This is a genomic window from Pseudomonas sp. SG20052 (assembly GCF_031766055.1).
GTDB classification, from domain to species: domain Bacteria; phylum Pseudomonadota; class Gammaproteobacteria; order Pseudomonadales; family Pseudomonadaceae; genus Aquipseudomonas; species Aquipseudomonas mandelii.
Genome location: NZ_CP134498.1, coordinates 3,280,027 through 3,294,810 on the forward strand (window position 1 = coordinate 3,280,027; position 14,784 = coordinate 3,294,810).

The window sequence follows — 14,784 nt, forward strand, 5'->3', positions numbered from 1 at the left end:
GCCAGTACAACGCCCGCCTTCCGTAGGGCTGCAACTTCCAGGTAATTCACATGCAAAGTAATGCCGTCCGATTTTCCTGTGTAGGCTGCGGTATTTGCTGCAAAGGCAGACTGATACCGTTGACGTTAGCTGAGGCACAACAGTGGCTGACTAGGGGGGATGAAGTCGCAGTGATTGTCGAAGCCTTCGATGAATCGAACTGGCCTCGTTCATCAGAGGAATTCGCCCACGCCAAAGGTCGGTCGGTAAGCGTTCGTTGTGGCGATGCACGGATAAACGTCATCGCCGTATTTGCTGGCAAAGCCCTCGAGCAATGTCCCAACCTCAGAGCGGATAATCTGTGCGGTATCTACGACGAGCGCCCGTTGGTTTGTCGAATTTATCCAATGGAAATCAACCCATTTATCCCGTTACGCCAAGACAACAAGGTGTGCCCGCCAGAAGCGTGGGAGAGCAACGATATTCTATGTACCGATGGGCGAGCCAATCCAGCGCTAGAAGCGCTCATCCATCAGTCTCGACTGGCAGACAACTCCGACGCCACAAGCAAAGTCGCCATTTGTGCGCATCTGGGATTAAATGTGGCGAGCTGGAAAGACAATGCGCTGGCCGTTTATTTTCCGCCTCGGACAAATTTGCTAGAGGCGATAGACAGCGCCATAGGTAACTCAGAGGATCATCCAGATTATGAGTGGCTAGTACGGGTCGATGATCCATCACTCAATGAACGATTGGCCATGGCGAATCTAGCAATGGCTGCCAAAGATTCCACCGATTACATCTTCCATACTTTATGAACTGCCTTCACAGACTGACCATATATGATGGATTGCTCTTCACCAACGATCGCTTATCGAACCGTGCTCGCGTCCTGATTGAATAGCAGCTTGCGTGTTTCCTCGTCGACGACCGGAGCGGTGTTGATTCGTTCCGCCATCGCATATGCACGCTTTGTCGCAGGTCGATCACCTACTCGCTCAAACCAGCGAGCCAAATGAGGGAAGTCGGCAAGCTCTTGCTGCTGCCGGACGTGGGGCACAATCCATGGATAACTGGCCATGTCGGCAATGCTGTAGTCGCCAGCGATGTAGTCACGGCCATCCGCCAAGTGTTTATTCAACACCCCATACAATCGGGCGGTTTCCTTCACGTAGCGCTCCTGCGCATAGGTAATTGGCACCGGAGCGTATTGTACGAAGTGATGATTCTGCCCCGCCATCGGCCCCAACCCACCCATTTGCCAGAACAACCACTGCAAGGTTTCGTTGCGCCCTCGTAGATCGCCAGGAATGAACTGATGAGTTTTATCTGCCAGGTACAACAAAATGGCGCCCGACTCGAAGACTGACAACGGCTGACCACCGTCCAGTGGCACATGATCGACAATGGCTGGAATACGATTATTGGGAGCAATTTTTAAAAATGAAGGCGTGAATTGCTCCCCTTTCCCAATGTTCACCGGCACGATCCGATAAGGCAGGCCCGACTCTTCAAGGAACATGGAAATTTTGTGCCCGTTAGGGGTAGTCCAGTAATGCAGGTCGATCATGATCTTGTACCTCTACTGAATAATCTGAGGGAACATCGCTTTACGGGCGTCAGCATCCATTTCGGTCTTGTAATTGTGTTGGGTCTTCAGTGCCTCAGCTCGCTGGGCTGCCGGTCGCGCATTGATTTCATCAAGGAGCCGTTTGACGTTTGGAAGTTTCCCCCAAGCTTCGTCACCCAGGATGAAAGGTACTGCTCGCGCCCAGCCCCACACCGCCATATCCACCAGCGTGTACTCATTTCCTAACATGTAAGGCATGTTTGCCAGGCGGTCGTTGATGATCGTCCAGTGACGCCAGGCTTCGAAGGTGTAACGGGTAACGGCGTAATCTTTGGGGTCGGGGGCGAAGTGTTTGAAATGCACTGCCTGACCAGAGTACGGGCCGATGCCAGTCGCGACAAACATGAGCCAGGAATACATTTCTCCACGGGCTTTCAGATTGTCAGCGGGTAGGAATTTTCCGCTCTTTTCCGCCAGGTAAAGCAGTATGGCGTTGCTGTCGAACACAACGTTATCACCATCAACCAAGGCCGGTGTCTTGCCATTAGGGTTGATCTTGAGAAACGCCGGATCGTGCTGCTCTCCCTTGCGGGTATCGACAGGGATGAGTTCGTACGCAAGACCTGCTTCCTCGAGGAAAAGCGCAACTTTTGCGGGGTTGGGTGACGGGTGATAGTAGAACTTGATCATGTTGACTCCGTGTAGTGGCGGTCAGTGAATGTCGCAAAGTGCCAGGGGCGGAAGCCCAAGACTTTTGAGTGCAATACCAATAGCGTCTGTGACACACGCAGGATCAGGATTAATTCGCGCCAACACTCGAACGCCTAGCAATACGCTAAGGAGGAGATTGGCGCCCTCCGTTGCATCGACTTCTCCAGCAACGTCGCGTTGCGTGGTGAAGGCAACCAGCCGGCCTTCAAAAAAACTTCGAATTGTCTGGAGCTCATCTACCACTGCCTGACGCAAGTCTGCGTCATCTGCTCTCGCCTCGATGGCCGAATTCACCAGCAGGCATCCGCGATGAAGGGGATCGTTCAGCGTGCGATCTACCAGTTCTGCAAAAAACCTGGTAATGGCCATTCCAGAATGAGGCAAGCCTTCAAGACGCTGAATTCGCTCACGCACGCTGCATTCCAGATAGTGATCAAGGGAACGACGATAAAGACTGCGTTTATCGCCAAAGGCGTTGTACAGGCTTGGCTGGTTTAGGCCTGTTGCCTTGACCAGATCTCGGGTGGAAGTGCCCTCATATCCATGCGTCCAGAATGCTTCGACTGCGGCGCTTAGAACCATTGACTCATCGAATGTACGGGGGCGGGCCATTGACTGAATAATCTCTGCAGGTTTGTAACAGACCATAACACATGTTTTGTATCGATCGACACAAAACTAATTTTCGATTCCCCCCGGGCGATTTTGGGCAGCTAAAGTTGGCCAGAGCTGGAGGTCAAATAGCCAAGATGGCGCTAGGGGAGCGTGGGACGGTTTGCATCCGATCACTTCATTTGCAGTCGTCAGAAGGTGACCAATGGATGTGCTCGATGCATCGTACGCTCAGCCAACGCCCCTCTCCTAAAGTCCCGGCCCGCCCACAAACTTCGCATGTCGAGAGCGACCGTTCTTCTGCAGCGGCAACAGCCCCACGGCACGCCGCATCACCGCCAGAAAAATAGAAGCGCAACCCACCAAACTTTTCCTTCACTTGGAGCACCTTCGCCTGAGGAACATCAGGATGAAAGTCCAGGTGAATTTGCAAAGTGCGGCACAGTTCATCAATCAGATTTAACCATCCAGGCAAGCACGCGATCTCCCTAAGATGGGTACTGGAGAAAAGCTCTGGATAGCGCCCTCGTAAGATATGCAACAGGTCATCCGTCATATGATTCCAAAACCCCACTTTCTGTATTATTGCTCGCCGCTAGTGCCGGGGCAGCAGACAAGCTTGCGCGCCTCGTTGACGCACACTCATCAAGGACGACTTTCGATAACAGACCTGCAACCTGCAATCGCCTCTTCGCGCTAGCGCCTAGCTTTACCGTGTCCTCTTCAACCAGTGAACAATTGCCTGGGCTAATCAGTGCATCGTAGGTTCACCAGCACCCCATATCGGCGGATACTCAACAATATCGATGGTCATCGTCAGCTCAAATTGCATACGAGCGAAAACAGAATCGAGGTTCGGATGAGATCCTGATTCACGTAGCGCTGTTACTAGCTGAAGCAGCTCTTTGCCACTAGCCAGGGACATTTGAACATTGCAATACACGGTATCGTCGTCTCCCGAGCCATATCAAATCCAGATTCCCGTGCTGCATTGGCGTGCCCTGTGCTCACTGAACAGTTGGTGACACGGGAGACCCATTCGTAGCGGGTTGCATGAAAGCTCTGAAACTTGGCCGCCCTGCCCCTTTCATGAAGGAAGCGACCAAATATCGCGAATTCATGGTCGTCAACACCCAGAACTTCCCCTCCTTTTTTGCACAGCGAATGCTGGATGTGCGCATCAAATGTCCATCCGCGAAACGCCCAAAACGATCCACCTTGGTATGGCCAAAAACCACACCAACAGCCACGCCATTTGATACGAAGACATCGCTCAAGCATGCAGTGATGGGCGCGTCATAGACGTATTCACTTGCACGAACGATCCGACGCAGCTGGAAATCCGTAAGACGCTTTGAGTGAAGATCGACTTCGTGGATGTCGGTCATTAATTTTCTCCGATTCAGGATTCGCCCAGCGATGGAGTAAAAACGTCAGTAAATTTTTCTGACGTTAGTTAACGACTCCGGCTTGAAAGAGCGATCGTGAGTGTCTGTGTAGATCTTGCCGCTCTCAACCTCAAGCACGCATATCACGCAGCCATTACGGCCATGGCCGATTGAAATCGCCTTGATTATTTCCATTCGCCAACTTTTGCCGCCATTCATCCAAGAGGGTGTCAACGCTTGGATTTCAGTAATGACATAGTCTTCGTTCTGCAACTCAATAGCCTCGAGCAGCCTTGTCTCGTCATTCAACATCTCAATCATGTTTATGAAGCGACCGTCGAGCCGCTTTTTTACGCATACGTGGTACCAGTGAATATTTAAAGCTCGCGAAATGCCATGCCAGTGCGCCAGCCCCTCCCCGAACATTCCTGGTTCGCCTTCAATGTCTTCGATGTTGGTTCTGAACATTTTTGTCTCTATCTGAAATCGTTGCCTAGGCACCGCGTCATCTAAAAGAAAGAAAAGATTGCCTCGAGGCTTGCTGATTTTTCGTGACCGGGCCCCTTCAACACATAAGTCGTGTTCCAGGTTTCAAAAAGGAAGCCGTCCTGAAATGAAATCGCCATGGTGGAGCGTACCCAGTCGCCGACGTCAAATCGCCGCTCGCTGTCAAAGCGGACATTGTGAGCAAACAACACCAGGGGTAGCTTTCCGGCTGCGTGGATTTTCTGTAGCTCGTCTTCGGTGACGTCAACGTTGAAGATTGTCCAATCTTCTACAAGGCAGTAAGGCTTTCGGGGGAAGAGAGCCTTAACCAGTTCTATGAGAATCTCGTCGTCGTCAGTCGATCCTTGGCGAGGACTGCCAGGCCCGCCGAGTAACCCTTCAGCACCTTCGTTTGTCTCTGTGCTCAATCTCGTAATCTCCGTCAATACAACTGGTGTGTTCATCGAGCGATCCCCATCCGGAGTAACTCTCGTACTGGGCACCCACCGGTTTTAATGCTCCTTGAGGAAGCTTTGGTGGCGTCCTGCTACCTTCGAACCGAGGCATCTGGCCCACAGGAGCACCCGACAGAACGGATAATACACTATATTGACGTTTATTCGTAAACCTCAGTTATGGCTATATCCTGGCTTTTGGGAAAGTCATGGAACTGAGAACCGCATTTGCTGGCGTACTTCGGGCGCTCCGTCTCGTCCGGCGCGCTAGGTACGCTGACGTCTCGGATGCCACCCACCGACGTAAAGTCAGTGCTCTCGAGAACGCGCAGACCAGCATCACAGTCGAGCAATTTGACGAGCTGGCGCAATCTCTTGGTCTCGATCCCATAGCGATGCTTACCCTCTGCATTGCCCTCCGCCAGGGTGAGCAACCGCTGACGGTAATTGGTCGTGCATTGACCGACGTGGCTGCCTTCGAAGCTGAGGGTGGGATGAAGGTGCTCAGCGACCAGTTCGACGCTGACGGTAACCTCATAAAACGAGGACGCGGCAAACCGTTAAACGCAGATAATGAGAGAGCGGTATTGGCACTCAAGGCAGAAGGTGCGACGCAGCAGCAGGCGGCGGCGCAGTTGGGGCTGGCTTTGACGTCGGTGAGGGAGTACTGGAAGAAGTCCTAGCTATTTCGCCGTCGATGGTCGAGGCTAAGATTGCGGCCCACTTGAAAGGCCGCGATTAAGTGTCCACGTTCGGCCGAAAAACCTAAGAGAAGTACGCCCATAGATGGAAACTAGCCAACGCTCGACTGTCGACTACAGTTCTCTCCACGAAGGCAGCGCGTCCGCCCCATACTCTTTTTTCCACTCTTTTAGGCGGCTATGGTTCGAGCCCCGGGTCTCAACAACCTCCCCTGTGTGCGGGTTTCGGTATCGTCTAAGTGGCTTGGTAGTGGAGTTCGCGGCGGACGCTAGCTTTTCCTCTGACAAAAGCACTTCGAACAGATCTTCGATAAGCGAAGGTGCAGCGACTGATGTTGCCGGCCTCAACAATCGAAGAACATCTGAAGCACTAAAGTTGTACTGGGCCTTCAGAGCCACGAACTCCTGATAGAATCTGGCATCCTTATCAAGAGAAGAATCGCTCTCAAGCTTCTTGAGCTTCCCCATGAGAGATAAGTAATCCATGATTGCTGTCATAATCTTTCTCCCAGCCAGTAAACACAGGCGAACCGACCGAGCGCACCCGCGCGCATATCTGTATCACACTTAATAATTCGTATACCTGTTACGAAGACAGTCGAACCATCCCGATTTAAAGCCTTCACTTTTCGCCTCCTACACTCAAATCAATGTTCTGTGGGATGCGCCGGATGAGTTCGTTTATGCCATCGTTGCTGTGAGCTTCATGCTCCTGAACAAGTTCTACGATCTCTACAACTTCCTGATCCGTGTAACCATATCGGCTGATCAGCTCATCTAGCTTGGCACTGAACTCCCGATCCAGTCGATAATTGATATCGTTGGTCTCAAGCTCGCGCATCTCGCTGACAACCCTTGCCAACAGACTTTGAAGCTGTAGGTACCTCACAAAGGTATGGGGTCGACTCATGGTTTCGTACCAAATTTATAGCTCGTTTTGAGTGTAGCGCATGACCTTAACCTCTTAAAGAACGCAGAAGTATTTAGCATATGCGCCACAAAACTAAACCCTTAATAATCAAGGAATTGCCGAACCTGATGTCCGCAAAAGTATTTAGAGCTGCGACGAATGGACATTACCCCACCATTTCCCCGCAGACATACTGGTGACAAACAGAGACTCCTCGATAATTTGCTATTTAAAATCAGATAGTTAACTCGATTCCACTACCTACAGCAACAATAGCAGCAGCTATTTTCGGATGTGAAAACGGTGCTAACAGTGGCCTGTGACCTATACCAAAACTGTATCTTGTCAATTTATGTCAAATTATGCTCAAAGTAGGTGCTAAATTCGGCCAAGCTTAAGATTCCAATCTCGATCCATTTTCCTAGCAGCGTGCTGAGCCTGCCTATGCTAGGGAAGCCCTAAACAATTGAGCTAACGCCTGCCCCTCTAAAACGGGGCTTTCGGGGCATCCAAGCGCTTTCGATTTATCTATATATTGTCAGGATTTTCGCGCATCCTTTATGCCGCACCCAACCAGCTCCCGGCAAAATTTTTCTGCCAAGATGACCGAGCTTCCAGCTCAGCGGGAGGACTGCGGCAAAAGGCACTCCTCGCGGAGGTAAGGTGAGCTCGATGGGGTTACTACCTATGCCCGTTTATCCAAGCTGCCCATCTGTTCCTATAGGTTAAGCAGCGCTCGCTCCCTAAGTAATTTTCAACATGGACAAGGTGATTCTGAATGCTTTGTCCATAAATTATCTTGGCTCGCTTTGCCCTAAGAGCCACCGCTGAGGCCCGGTGTAAAGCGAGGAAGGTTTAATTATGAACTCTCCCTACTCTCTCTTTAGTCACGCTAGTGCAAGGGCCGGCTGAGTAATCTAACCTAAAGTACAACTCTCTAACGATTCATCAGCAACCACGCCAAATGAAAAATGTCGTCGACTTTTAGATTTCGAAGTGCGCTGTGCCAAATAGCATCAAGGTGATAAGGCTGAAAACACTGCACCAGCGATTTAAGCTCTTCGCGAGTTATAGGGAAGAAGCTGTCGGCGAAGAGCAGTGTTTGACGAATCAAACTCAGATCTTTTTTGGCGATAAGATTAAATGCTACCCCCAAGAGCAAATATGCGATAGCCAACGAACGGGGTGATGCTGACTCGATATTTTTTACCATTTGCACAGCTGTAGGCTTGTCATATTGATGTGAGTTCTGTCTCGAACCGCGCGCGCCCTTGAAGAACCAGCGCGCAGCCCCTCCATCACTAACAAGATTACCCTGATACAAAAAAAATCCGAGAAAAAAATACAAAGCATATTTGGATGGTTGCCGCCCGGACGGCATTGCGGGAGCATATTCAACCCAGTCCTGAATCCGCCACACTATTCGGCAAATTCTGGCTTCAACTGACGCTGCCTGGTAGCCCGAACTGTTTCGGGAAACCATCCCTAAGCCGTGATCAAAATATCCCCATAGTGTCTGCTGCGTATAGGCCTGCCAGGCACCTGAAAACTTACTCAAGTGCCCCTTTTCCAATTGCTGAAGTAGGACTGGCTGCCGATGAGCAGTACAGAGTGCCGCGCCTCTGTGGCGCCATGCACGCCTAAGCCCAGGAGATCTCATCGCGGCCACATCGTCCGCTAGGCATTGCGCGCAGAAGCGGCGGTTTTCCTGTTGAGTCACCGCGTTGCTCGACAGCCTGAAACTCGCAGCTAGGTGTGTGCTTACTGGCCCTGGGAACGCGTGTAGAAAGGCTTCAGACCTATACAGGTCATCATATTCCAGGTCTTTCGCACCCTGGCCATTATCTTGGGATCCAGGATTTCCAAGCAGCACCTCAGGATCCCATGGCCCTTGTTCATCCGCATCGTCCGTCTTGGCTGCGGGACTATTGGCGCGCGGAACCTGGATAAAGTCGAGAGCGGTAGACAGCTCAAACGATGTAGCCGCCGGCTGCAACAATCCGGTGCACCAATCAAGAAATCCATCGTGAATGGTAGTGACTGAGTTAGATGTGGCATTACGTGAAAGCCATGAGCCCAATGTCTCGTCATGAATGGGCGTCAAGTAGCCATAAAACACCTGGTTTCGCTTGCAGGTGGGGCGCGCTGACGAATCATTGAAAATTGAGTCGTTACCGGAGAAGCGACTTAGAGTGCCCAGCGGGCTAATCACTTCAGAACGCTCACTAACTTCTTTCCCAGAAGCTGTCATTTGCACACCAATGAGCTGAGGCGCCTTGACAGGGCGGGCTTCAGGGGCAAGCTCCGACTGCACCTCCATCTGTCGAAACTTGATCGATATAAATGGGGGCGAGAGTTGTGTTTCGCTCGGAGCCCGAGATTGGACTGCCAGGCTCATGGACAAGTCCTCTACCGATCCAGCATCACTCTGAACGCTATGGATTTCTTCTATTAGCACTGGCTCGCAAGTTGCCTGATCGTTGTGTTCGTTGGACTGGTTTAGCACCTTTTCGCCTGGGCCCGCCGATGAGATTTCGTCGGACGTTTCATTCAACCCTGGCAGCTCTGGCAAACTTGATGGCTCTGAACTGATAACGGGTGGTTTGCTGTGCGACGCATCACGCAGTCTAAGGGCGTTAGAAGCAGGCGTATCGTCAGTTTTGGATTGTCTGATTGCCTTTGAGTCCGCAATTAGCCCTCTAACAACCGACACGGTATTGCCGATCAACCCCTTTGTATGGGCATGAAGGACGCGGACGTCAAGCCCCTGCGCGATGAAGGCGGAAGGACTGAGCGCCAGGAAGCAAGCTGCACCGAATTGAGTGTGTTCAGCAGCAAGCTCCGACTCAATGGGTGAATGGAGTGGCAACCCAGCTAGGTCATTACCTGTGACCTGAGGGGTAACTTGCTCCCTCACGGTGATAGGATAAAGGCGCGGACTGATGCGGTACGTGGTGCTCTCCGCCGCCGCAACATCTTGGACGAACGCCAAGTAAAATCGGTCGCAGCTCATCGCTTTAAGGTCAACAAACTCCACATCCATGCCCATACCCATGGCCCTTTGACCCACTACAGTCATCGGATCGCATAGCCCGCAAAGCACCATGCAGTGACTATAAGGAGGTTGGGTCAGCTGCTGGATGGAGTCGTAGACATTTTGTATTTTCACTTGGTACTTGTGAAAAAAATCGTGGGCATCTTCGCAGATCACAGCTTGATAGCGCCGTAGATGAATGGCGGCTTCGTAATGGCGCCTAACTCTTCGGCCCGACGTTAAGTCAAAAGATGAGAGGGGCAAGCCCAGCGATTTCAGGAAGTGGGAAGAAAAAACAAAGTCATTGTTGAATGGTGATCGGGGAACGAAAACAGACCTGATATTCCTGCGTGACAACATTGAATGGAGGCGTGAAGCGAAAGCACTAGCTCCCGCTCCGGCCTCACCTCTAACAATGATCAGCTTGCCATGCTCATCTCTTCCGTGCTGGCGAATCAAATCAAGTACGCGTTCAAGCGGCGCTTGGTTTGCAGAGTTTCCTATCCAATGCCGCCCCATGTTGGCTGCTACTCCAGAAAGCCCGGAAGCCGAGTTTCCAAACAGACTTCCAGTAGCTCTTCATCGATGCATTCATACCCAAGCTCAATAGCCAACTTGGCAGCACAGATCAAGACCTTAACGATATCTCGAGTGCTCCCTCGGCAGCGCAATACTAAAGTTTCTTGAATTTCCTTCGTATCCAAAATAGATACCTCGCGGAGTGGTATGAATCGAACAAACGCCTTCAAGAAACGGGAGAAGTCCTCTCCGTCAGCCTCCCACTGGGGTATTTCCCACAGTCCGAACCGGGATCGTAACTGGGGATCTATGCTCAGGAAGACCTTCAGATCCTCAGTACCGGCAATCACTAGACTGATCCCAAAGTCACGGTTGGCCATTGCACGCAGGAACGTGTAATTCGGCTGGAGGAGCATGTTTTTTACCCCAGCGAGCGCATTTCCTTCGTCAAGAATGCATACAGCCAGTTGCATCTGTTTGATCCGTTCAGCGATGCGGTTGATACCGCTGGCAGTGCAGAGTGATTTTACCGACTCCGTGAACCCTAAATGGCTGAGGAATACCTGCTGGAGATCAATGTGCCTACCGTAGTCCGACAGATCAATGGTAAGAATCGGAGTGGCTTCTGGAGTATTGAGCCGCAACTCAATCTGCTCGATCATCGTCGTTTTGCCAATTCCACTGATGCCGATCAAACCCATACAGGATCGGCTACCCATTCGGGTCGCCCTGACCAAGCGCTCGATGTCGGTGATGAACGCTTGGCTGCTGTTGGTTTTGATCCATAGTGGGTTATCGCAATACATGATGCGCTTAGCTGTATCGAGCATTGCCACCTGTTGAACCTTCTGAGCGAGATGCGGGAAGTCCATAGCTATTCCCCCTCGAAAGGTTCAACGTCAACAGCAAAGTTGCGGACGGCAAGCTTGCGTTTTTTGTCGGGCCGCTCGTGATGGATCAGGAGTGGACTCTTCTTGTCCCCTTCACTGATTTCAAGCTGCTTACGCATGGCGGGGATATCGAGCAGGATTGCCTGCCGAAGTTGGTCTGAGCGGGCAAGGAATGCCTTCACAGCGCGTTCACCCAATTTCCCAGCACGCTTGAGATACTTCTGCAAGATCGCCTTGGCGGTCAGCGTTCCGGTGGTCTGTTCGCAGGTTGGCACTTCAATCCATTGGCCATCGAATCGAGCCAACACCACGGATAGATTTGCAGGATCGTATTTGACCCGAATCCGCTTTCCGATCATTAGGCGAAGCACATTGTTCGAATAGCGAAATCCGTTCACTTTGAGACCGGTTTTGGACATCACCGGGTGCTTCTCAGGCAACACCTCGATGATGAAGTTCTTCACATCGTGCACGCTGCGGGGAGCTACAGGGCGCCCCTGCGCATCCAGGAGCGCTTCCCGCCAACGATCGCGTGGGGTTTTTCCGTCCTCCCCGGCGGTGTCGTGATATTCACATACGGCCAGGGTGAAGTACCGGATGAACTCTTCCAGCGTCATCACAGCGTGCGCTTGCGGGTTAAAATCACGATCCTTGCGAGGCCGAGATCCTGTTCCGCCAGGAAGCATGTGGACAGACCCGATGTTTAACGTACCAAGGACGCGCTCGCAGATCCCTCCGTCTTGTTTCTGGTGGCGATGCCGCAGCTTAATCCCTTCGAGGGCGCAGGCTGCTACGAGATTTCCCGAGCGGAACTCACGGGCATTGTCGGTCAGCAGCTCATCGAATACACCGTAGAACTCGTACTCGTGATTTTCCAAGCCCAAGCTCTTCATGAACGCTTCCTTGCTCATAACAGCATGCTTCAAGGTATGAGCAACACTAGCCAGGCTAGGATAACGGAAGCTGATATAGAACCCGAGAATCACTTTAGTTTTGGCGCAGATGGCGATGGTGATCCAAGGGCGTCCGACTGGATTTTTGCGGTCATACCTGCTGGCAAGAAACACGTCCGCTATAGTGTGATCCATTTGTACCTGTTCAAGGGCGCGGCTGAGCTGACGGAATCCGTCACGAAGCTTGAAGGCGTCGTTAGCGTGATTCTTCCCGTGCACCTGAACATCTTTGTCGTACTCAGGCAGGTTATTCATGCGATCGCATACTGTTTCATACGAGGGCACGTCTTTGATCTTCAGTTCAGAACAAAGCGCTTGAACACCCTTCCAAACCGTCCGATAAGAAGCACCGTCACCCCGATAAAGCCACACTTGATCAGCAATGATCTTTTCAACTTCAGGGGAGATGATCTTAGTTCCTTTCTTCCGCCCCCTTTTTTTGCCAAGCAAGCTGATTGGGCCTACTTCCACATTGAAAAGCTTACGCACTTCATAATAACGCTGGACACTCAGGCAGCACTTCTTTGCAGCCTCCTCGACTGTCAGCTTTTCGGCGAACTGCTTTTCTATGATTTCGAAGCGATGGCGCGCTTGTTCCTTCTGTTCCGGAGTGAAATCTTCACCTAGGATTAACGCCCGCTTCGCGGCTTTGTCTGCGTTCTTCGCCTCGACCGCTTGAATTATCGTCTCGTGATCGACTGACTCTACCTGTGCAGAACTTACAAGACGCAATGTGTCATTACGGATGTTTTTAAGGTGCAATTTGCGAGTGGCCTCGTCGATGTCTTCAACCACCCAAACTTGCCCTTCAAAACTCACAAGTTGCTTGCTGCCATCTGGATTGGTGTATGTGCCCATGGCACACCTCCAAGCGACCAGTCGGCACCGTTAGTGTGCAAGCGCCGCACTGGTCGGTAGTACTCAACGGGCCATAGTATTGGCACCGTTAAGTAATAGGATTTTGGGCTAGTCCAAAGGATAACCCACTGGTTTTTTCGCAAATGTCTCGCGGGTCAACGGGTGGAAGCGCAGCACCTCGCGGGAAAACAAGCAATCTAACTGCATTGCCACCACACTGTAGGCTGGCGACTTAATGCCTGCTTCACGGCACTTGGCCCTGACGTTTTCCCATACGGCGCGCTTATTCATCCTTTGGTCGAGCCAGCCGACACGGAAAGCATGCTCAACGATCTCCTCAGTCTCAGGAGGGAGCATTGAAGGGTATTTGGCGAGATCCATGATTCCGCGCAGCGACCTGGCATTGAGGGACTGCAGGTCGAATGGGGCTTTATGGGGCCAACCCTGTTTTGCTTTAACGTGATCAGTATCCGTGGGCTCTTTCACTGGTGCAGGCGCTATAACCACCTTCGCAGGATGGGGAGCAAAAGACACCGGTTTGAAGTAGTGCTCCCCTGGATACTGAATACAGAACATTAGCGAAGCTTCGACCCTCATAAATCGGAGCTTTGGCAGAAGTTCACACGACGCCGGCATGGCGGGGAAAAATTGATTTCCCGCGATCAGGGTGTTGGGTTTGCGGGTACCAGTACCCTTTTTGATGAGCCTTTGCTTCGGTTGATTGTCATTGGCCATGACGAACCCCTTCTAGTCAGGTTTGCTAATAGGTAGAGGAAGGTTTGCTCTGTTTCAGCATCCATCACTATCCGGCTTAAGCAACACTTCCTGAGTAGGCTATGTATGTTCGATCATTGATGGCGTTACGCCATAATTATTTAAAACTCATAACCACATTTGAGGTTTAGCAGGCAAATCCAGACCGTCAACCTTTGGTAAATTCCTCTTTACAATTAATCCAAGGAATTCAGATAGTTGGGCTGAAAATATTTATGCTGTCATGGAATTAAAATGAAGAAATCACAGCGTGCATTTTCTTCTTTTTAACTTTTAGGAGGGTTTGAGCCAGGAAAATCGGGGGGGAGTGGGGGATCGGTTTTCAAGGGCTGGTCACAACCGAAGGTTCTTTCGAGCTACCACTGCTGTACCCCGCACCGACAGAGCTCTCTGAGTGCAAGTGATAGCGAGTCGCCTGTCACTCAAGCGATTCGTGCGATGACCAACTGGGATTCATCTGACGTACTGAGCCGAGCCGGTGGCTCGAAGGATGGAGGAAGCGCTATATGAAATCGCGCCAATACGTCAGTTCGCATGCCTGACCATCAGCGCGTCTAACTCCGAAGACACCACGATCATGACCTTCCGGCACCTGCTGGAAATACATAAGTTGGCCCATGCGATCTTCACCATGATCAATGGTTATCTGCAGGAAAAAGGCTTCTCCCTACGTCAGGTGTGTTAACGTTCTGACCGGTTTCAAGCATTTTTTCTCCTGTTTGACCGGATCGAACGCTGCCTTCCAGCGTTTTCTCGAGAACCCGCGCTTCATTGGTGGCCTGCCCACCCCCGGCCTTCTGTTTCACCGACAGATGCTGCCTTCATCACATTGCACCATCGGTTAAGCCGATTTTGGTGCGCATCACTCAGAGCTTGATGGCCCGACCGTTACCGGCACGAGCGTCACTCTTTTCCGCGCTCAGTCGTCGCCTGGGACAAGATCC

The 14,784-nt window shown here is 51.5% G+C and carries 15 protein-coding genes and 1 pseudogene; 3 read left to right on the forward strand and 13 right to left on the reverse strand.

What is annotated here, in order from left to right; all coding sequences use genetic code 11:
- Positions 1–50: 50 nt before the first annotated feature.
- Positions 51–797 (forward strand): YkgJ family cysteine cluster protein, encoded by a 747-nt coding sequence (locus RHP74_RS15065; RefSeq protein ID WP_283188600.1) that lies wholly within the window; start codon positions 51–53, stop codon positions 795–797.
- A gap of 53 nt (positions 798–850) precedes the next feature.
- Here RHP74_RS15065 and RHP74_RS15070 read toward each other — a convergent pair whose 3' ends face one another.
- From RHP74_RS15070 to RHP74_RS15100, 7 genes are all read right to left on the reverse strand, one after another.
- Positions 851–1,549, reverse strand: coding sequence for a glutathione S-transferase N-terminal domain-containing protein (locus RHP74_RS15070; RefSeq protein WP_311100272.1), 699 nt, complete (start codon positions 1,547–1,549; stop codon positions 851–853).
- 12 nt (positions 1,550–1,561) lie between these two features.
- Positions 1,562–2,239 (reverse strand): glutathione S-transferase family protein, encoded by a 678-nt coding sequence (locus tag RHP74_RS15075; protein WP_311100274.1) that lies wholly within the window; start codon positions 2,237–2,239, stop codon positions 1,562–1,564.
- Positions 2,240–2,260: 21 nt separating this feature from the next.
- Positions 2,261–2,872, reverse strand: a complete 612-nt coding sequence (locus RHP74_RS15080) for a TetR/AcrR family transcriptional regulator (RefSeq protein WP_166589622.1) — start codon at positions 2,870–2,872, stop codon at positions 2,261–2,263.
- Positions 2,873–3,050: 178 nt separating this feature from the next.
- Positions 3,051–3,428: a hypothetical protein gene (locus RHP74_RS15085; protein WP_311100276.1), complete on the reverse strand. Its 378-nt coding sequence runs from the start codon at positions 3,426–3,428 to the stop codon at positions 3,051–3,053.
- A gap of 451 nt (positions 3,429–3,879) precedes the next feature.
- A complete protein-coding gene (locus RHP74_RS15090; RefSeq protein ID WP_311100278.1) occupies positions 3,880–4,260 on the reverse strand; it encodes a hypothetical protein in 381 nt (126 codons plus the stop codon).
- 45 nt (positions 4,261–4,305) lie between these two features.
- Positions 4,306–4,728 (reverse strand): hypothetical protein, encoded by a 423-nt coding sequence (locus RHP74_RS15095; protein ID WP_166589620.1) that lies wholly within the window; start codon positions 4,726–4,728, stop codon positions 4,306–4,308.
- 41 nt (positions 4,729–4,769) lie between these two features.
- The gene (locus RHP74_RS15100) at positions 4,770–5,210 is read right to left on the reverse strand and encodes a DUF6957 family protein (RefSeq protein WP_150732931.1); all 441 of its coding nucleotides are present in this window, start codon (positions 5,208–5,210) and stop codon (positions 4,770–4,772) included.
- A 200-nt stretch (positions 5,211–5,410) separates the two neighbouring features.
- Between RHP74_RS15100 and RHP74_RS15105 the strand changes: the two genes are divergently transcribed.
- Positions 5,411–5,884, forward strand: a complete 474-nt coding sequence (locus tag RHP74_RS15105; protein WP_150732930.1) for an XRE family transcriptional regulator — start codon at positions 5,411–5,413, stop codon at positions 5,882–5,884.
- A gap of 132 nt (positions 5,885–6,016) precedes the next feature.
- On the opposite strand, the gene RHP74_RS15110 is transcribed toward RHP74_RS15105, so the two are convergent.
- From RHP74_RS15110 to RHP74_RS15135, 6 genes are all read right to left on the reverse strand, one after another.
- Positions 6,017–6,400: a histone-like nucleoid-structuring protein, MvaT/MvaU family gene (locus RHP74_RS15110; protein WP_166589617.1), complete on the reverse strand. Its 384-nt coding sequence runs from the start codon at positions 6,398–6,400 to the stop codon at positions 6,017–6,019.
- Positions 6,401–6,524: 124 nt separating this feature from the next.
- Complete coding sequence (locus RHP74_RS15115) at positions 6,525–6,812, reverse strand: hypothetical protein (RefSeq protein ID WP_311100284.1); 288 nt, start codon at positions 6,810–6,812, stop codon at positions 6,525–6,527.
- A 937-nt stretch (positions 6,813–7,749) separates the two neighbouring features.
- Positions 7,750–10,365 carry a TniQ family protein gene (locus tag RHP74_RS15120; protein ID WP_311100286.1) on the reverse strand — a complete coding sequence of 872 codons (2,616 nt, stop codon included), beginning with the start codon at positions 10,363–10,365 and terminating at the stop codon, positions 7,750–7,752.
- A gap of 8 nt (positions 10,366–10,373) precedes the next feature.
- The gene (locus RHP74_RS15125) at positions 10,374–11,237 is read right to left on the reverse strand and encodes a TniB family NTP-binding protein (RefSeq protein ID WP_166589614.1); all 864 of its coding nucleotides are present in this window, start codon (positions 11,235–11,237) and stop codon (positions 10,374–10,376) included.
- Between the two features lie 2 nt (positions 11,238–11,239).
- Positions 11,240–13,066 carry a Mu transposase C-terminal domain-containing protein gene (locus RHP74_RS15130; protein ID WP_166589613.1) on the reverse strand — a complete coding sequence of 609 codons (1,827 nt, stop codon included), beginning with the start codon at positions 13,064–13,066 and terminating at the stop codon, positions 11,240–11,242.
- A gap of 108 nt (positions 13,067–13,174) precedes the next feature.
- Entirely contained in the window at positions 13,175–13,801 is a 627-nt protein-coding gene (locus tag RHP74_RS15135) for a hypothetical protein (RefSeq protein WP_166589612.1), read from the reverse strand.
- A 529-nt stretch (positions 13,802–14,330) separates the two neighbouring features.
- Between RHP74_RS15135 and RHP74_RS15140 the strand changes: the two are divergent.
- Positions 14,331–14,516 (forward strand): annotated as a pseudogene (locus RHP74_RS15140) (IS5/IS1182 family transposase); the annotation flags it as partial.
- Between the last annotated feature and the right edge of the window lie 268 nt (positions 14,517–14,784).

What these genes read in the sequence shown, in the direction of transcription:
- RHP74_RS15110 (WP_166589617.1), bottom strand. Translation starts at nt 6,400, where the DNA reads ATGACAGCAATCATGGATTACTTATCTCTCATGGGGAAGCTCAAGAAG.
- RHP74_RS15075 (WP_311100274.1), bottom strand. Translation starts at nt 2,239, where the DNA reads ATGATCAAGTTCTACTATCACCCGTCACCCAACCCCGCAAAAGTTGCG.
- RHP74_RS15120 (WP_311100286.1), bottom strand. Translation starts at nt 10,365, where the DNA reads ATGGGGCGGCATTGGATAGGAAACTCTGCAAACCAAGCGCCGCTTGAA.
- RHP74_RS15130 (WP_166589613.1), bottom strand. Translation starts at nt 13,066, where the DNA reads ATGGGCACATACACCAATCCAGATGGCAGCAAGCAACTTGTGAGTTTT.
- RHP74_RS15115 (WP_311100284.1), bottom strand. Translation starts at nt 6,812, where the DNA reads ATGAGTCGACCCCATACCTTTGTGAGGTACCTACAGCTTCAAAGTCTG.
- RHP74_RS15080 (WP_166589622.1), bottom strand. Translation starts at nt 2,872, where the DNA reads ATGGCCCGCCCCCGTACATTCGATGAGTCAATGGTTCTAAGCGCCGCA.
- RHP74_RS15095 (WP_166589620.1), bottom strand. Translation starts at nt 4,728, where the DNA reads ATGTTCAGAACCAACATCGAAGACATTGAAGGCGAACCAGGAATGTTC.
- RHP74_RS15135 (WP_166589612.1), bottom strand. Translation starts at nt 13,801, where the DNA reads ATGGCCAATGACAATCAACCGAAGCAAAGGCTCATCAAAAAGGGTACT.
- RHP74_RS15105 (WP_150732930.1), top strand. Translation starts at nt 5,411, where the DNA reads ATGGAACTGAGAACCGCATTTGCTGGCGTACTTCGGGCGCTCCGTCTC.
- RHP74_RS15100 (WP_150732931.1), bottom strand. Translation starts at nt 5,210, where the DNA reads ATGAACACACCAGTTGTATTGACGGAGATTACGAGATTGAGCACAGAG.
- RHP74_RS15090 (WP_311100278.1), bottom strand. Translation starts at nt 4,260, where the DNA reads ATGACCGACATCCACGAAGTCGATCTTCACTCAAAGCGTCTTACGGAT.
- RHP74_RS15125 (WP_166589614.1), bottom strand. Translation starts at nt 11,237, where the DNA reads ATGGACTTCCCGCATCTCGCTCAGAAGGTTCAACAGGTGGCAATGCTC.
- RHP74_RS15070 (WP_311100272.1), bottom strand. Translation starts at nt 1,549, where the DNA reads ATGATCGACCTGCATTACTGGACTACCCCTAACGGGCACAAAATTTCC.
- RHP74_RS15065 (WP_283188600.1), top strand. Translation starts at nt 51, where the DNA reads ATGCAAAGTAATGCCGTCCGATTTTCCTGTGTAGGCTGCGGTATTTGC.
- RHP74_RS15085 (WP_311100276.1), bottom strand. Translation starts at nt 3,428, where the DNA reads ATGACGGATGACCTGTTGCATATCTTACGAGGGCGCTATCCAGAGCTT.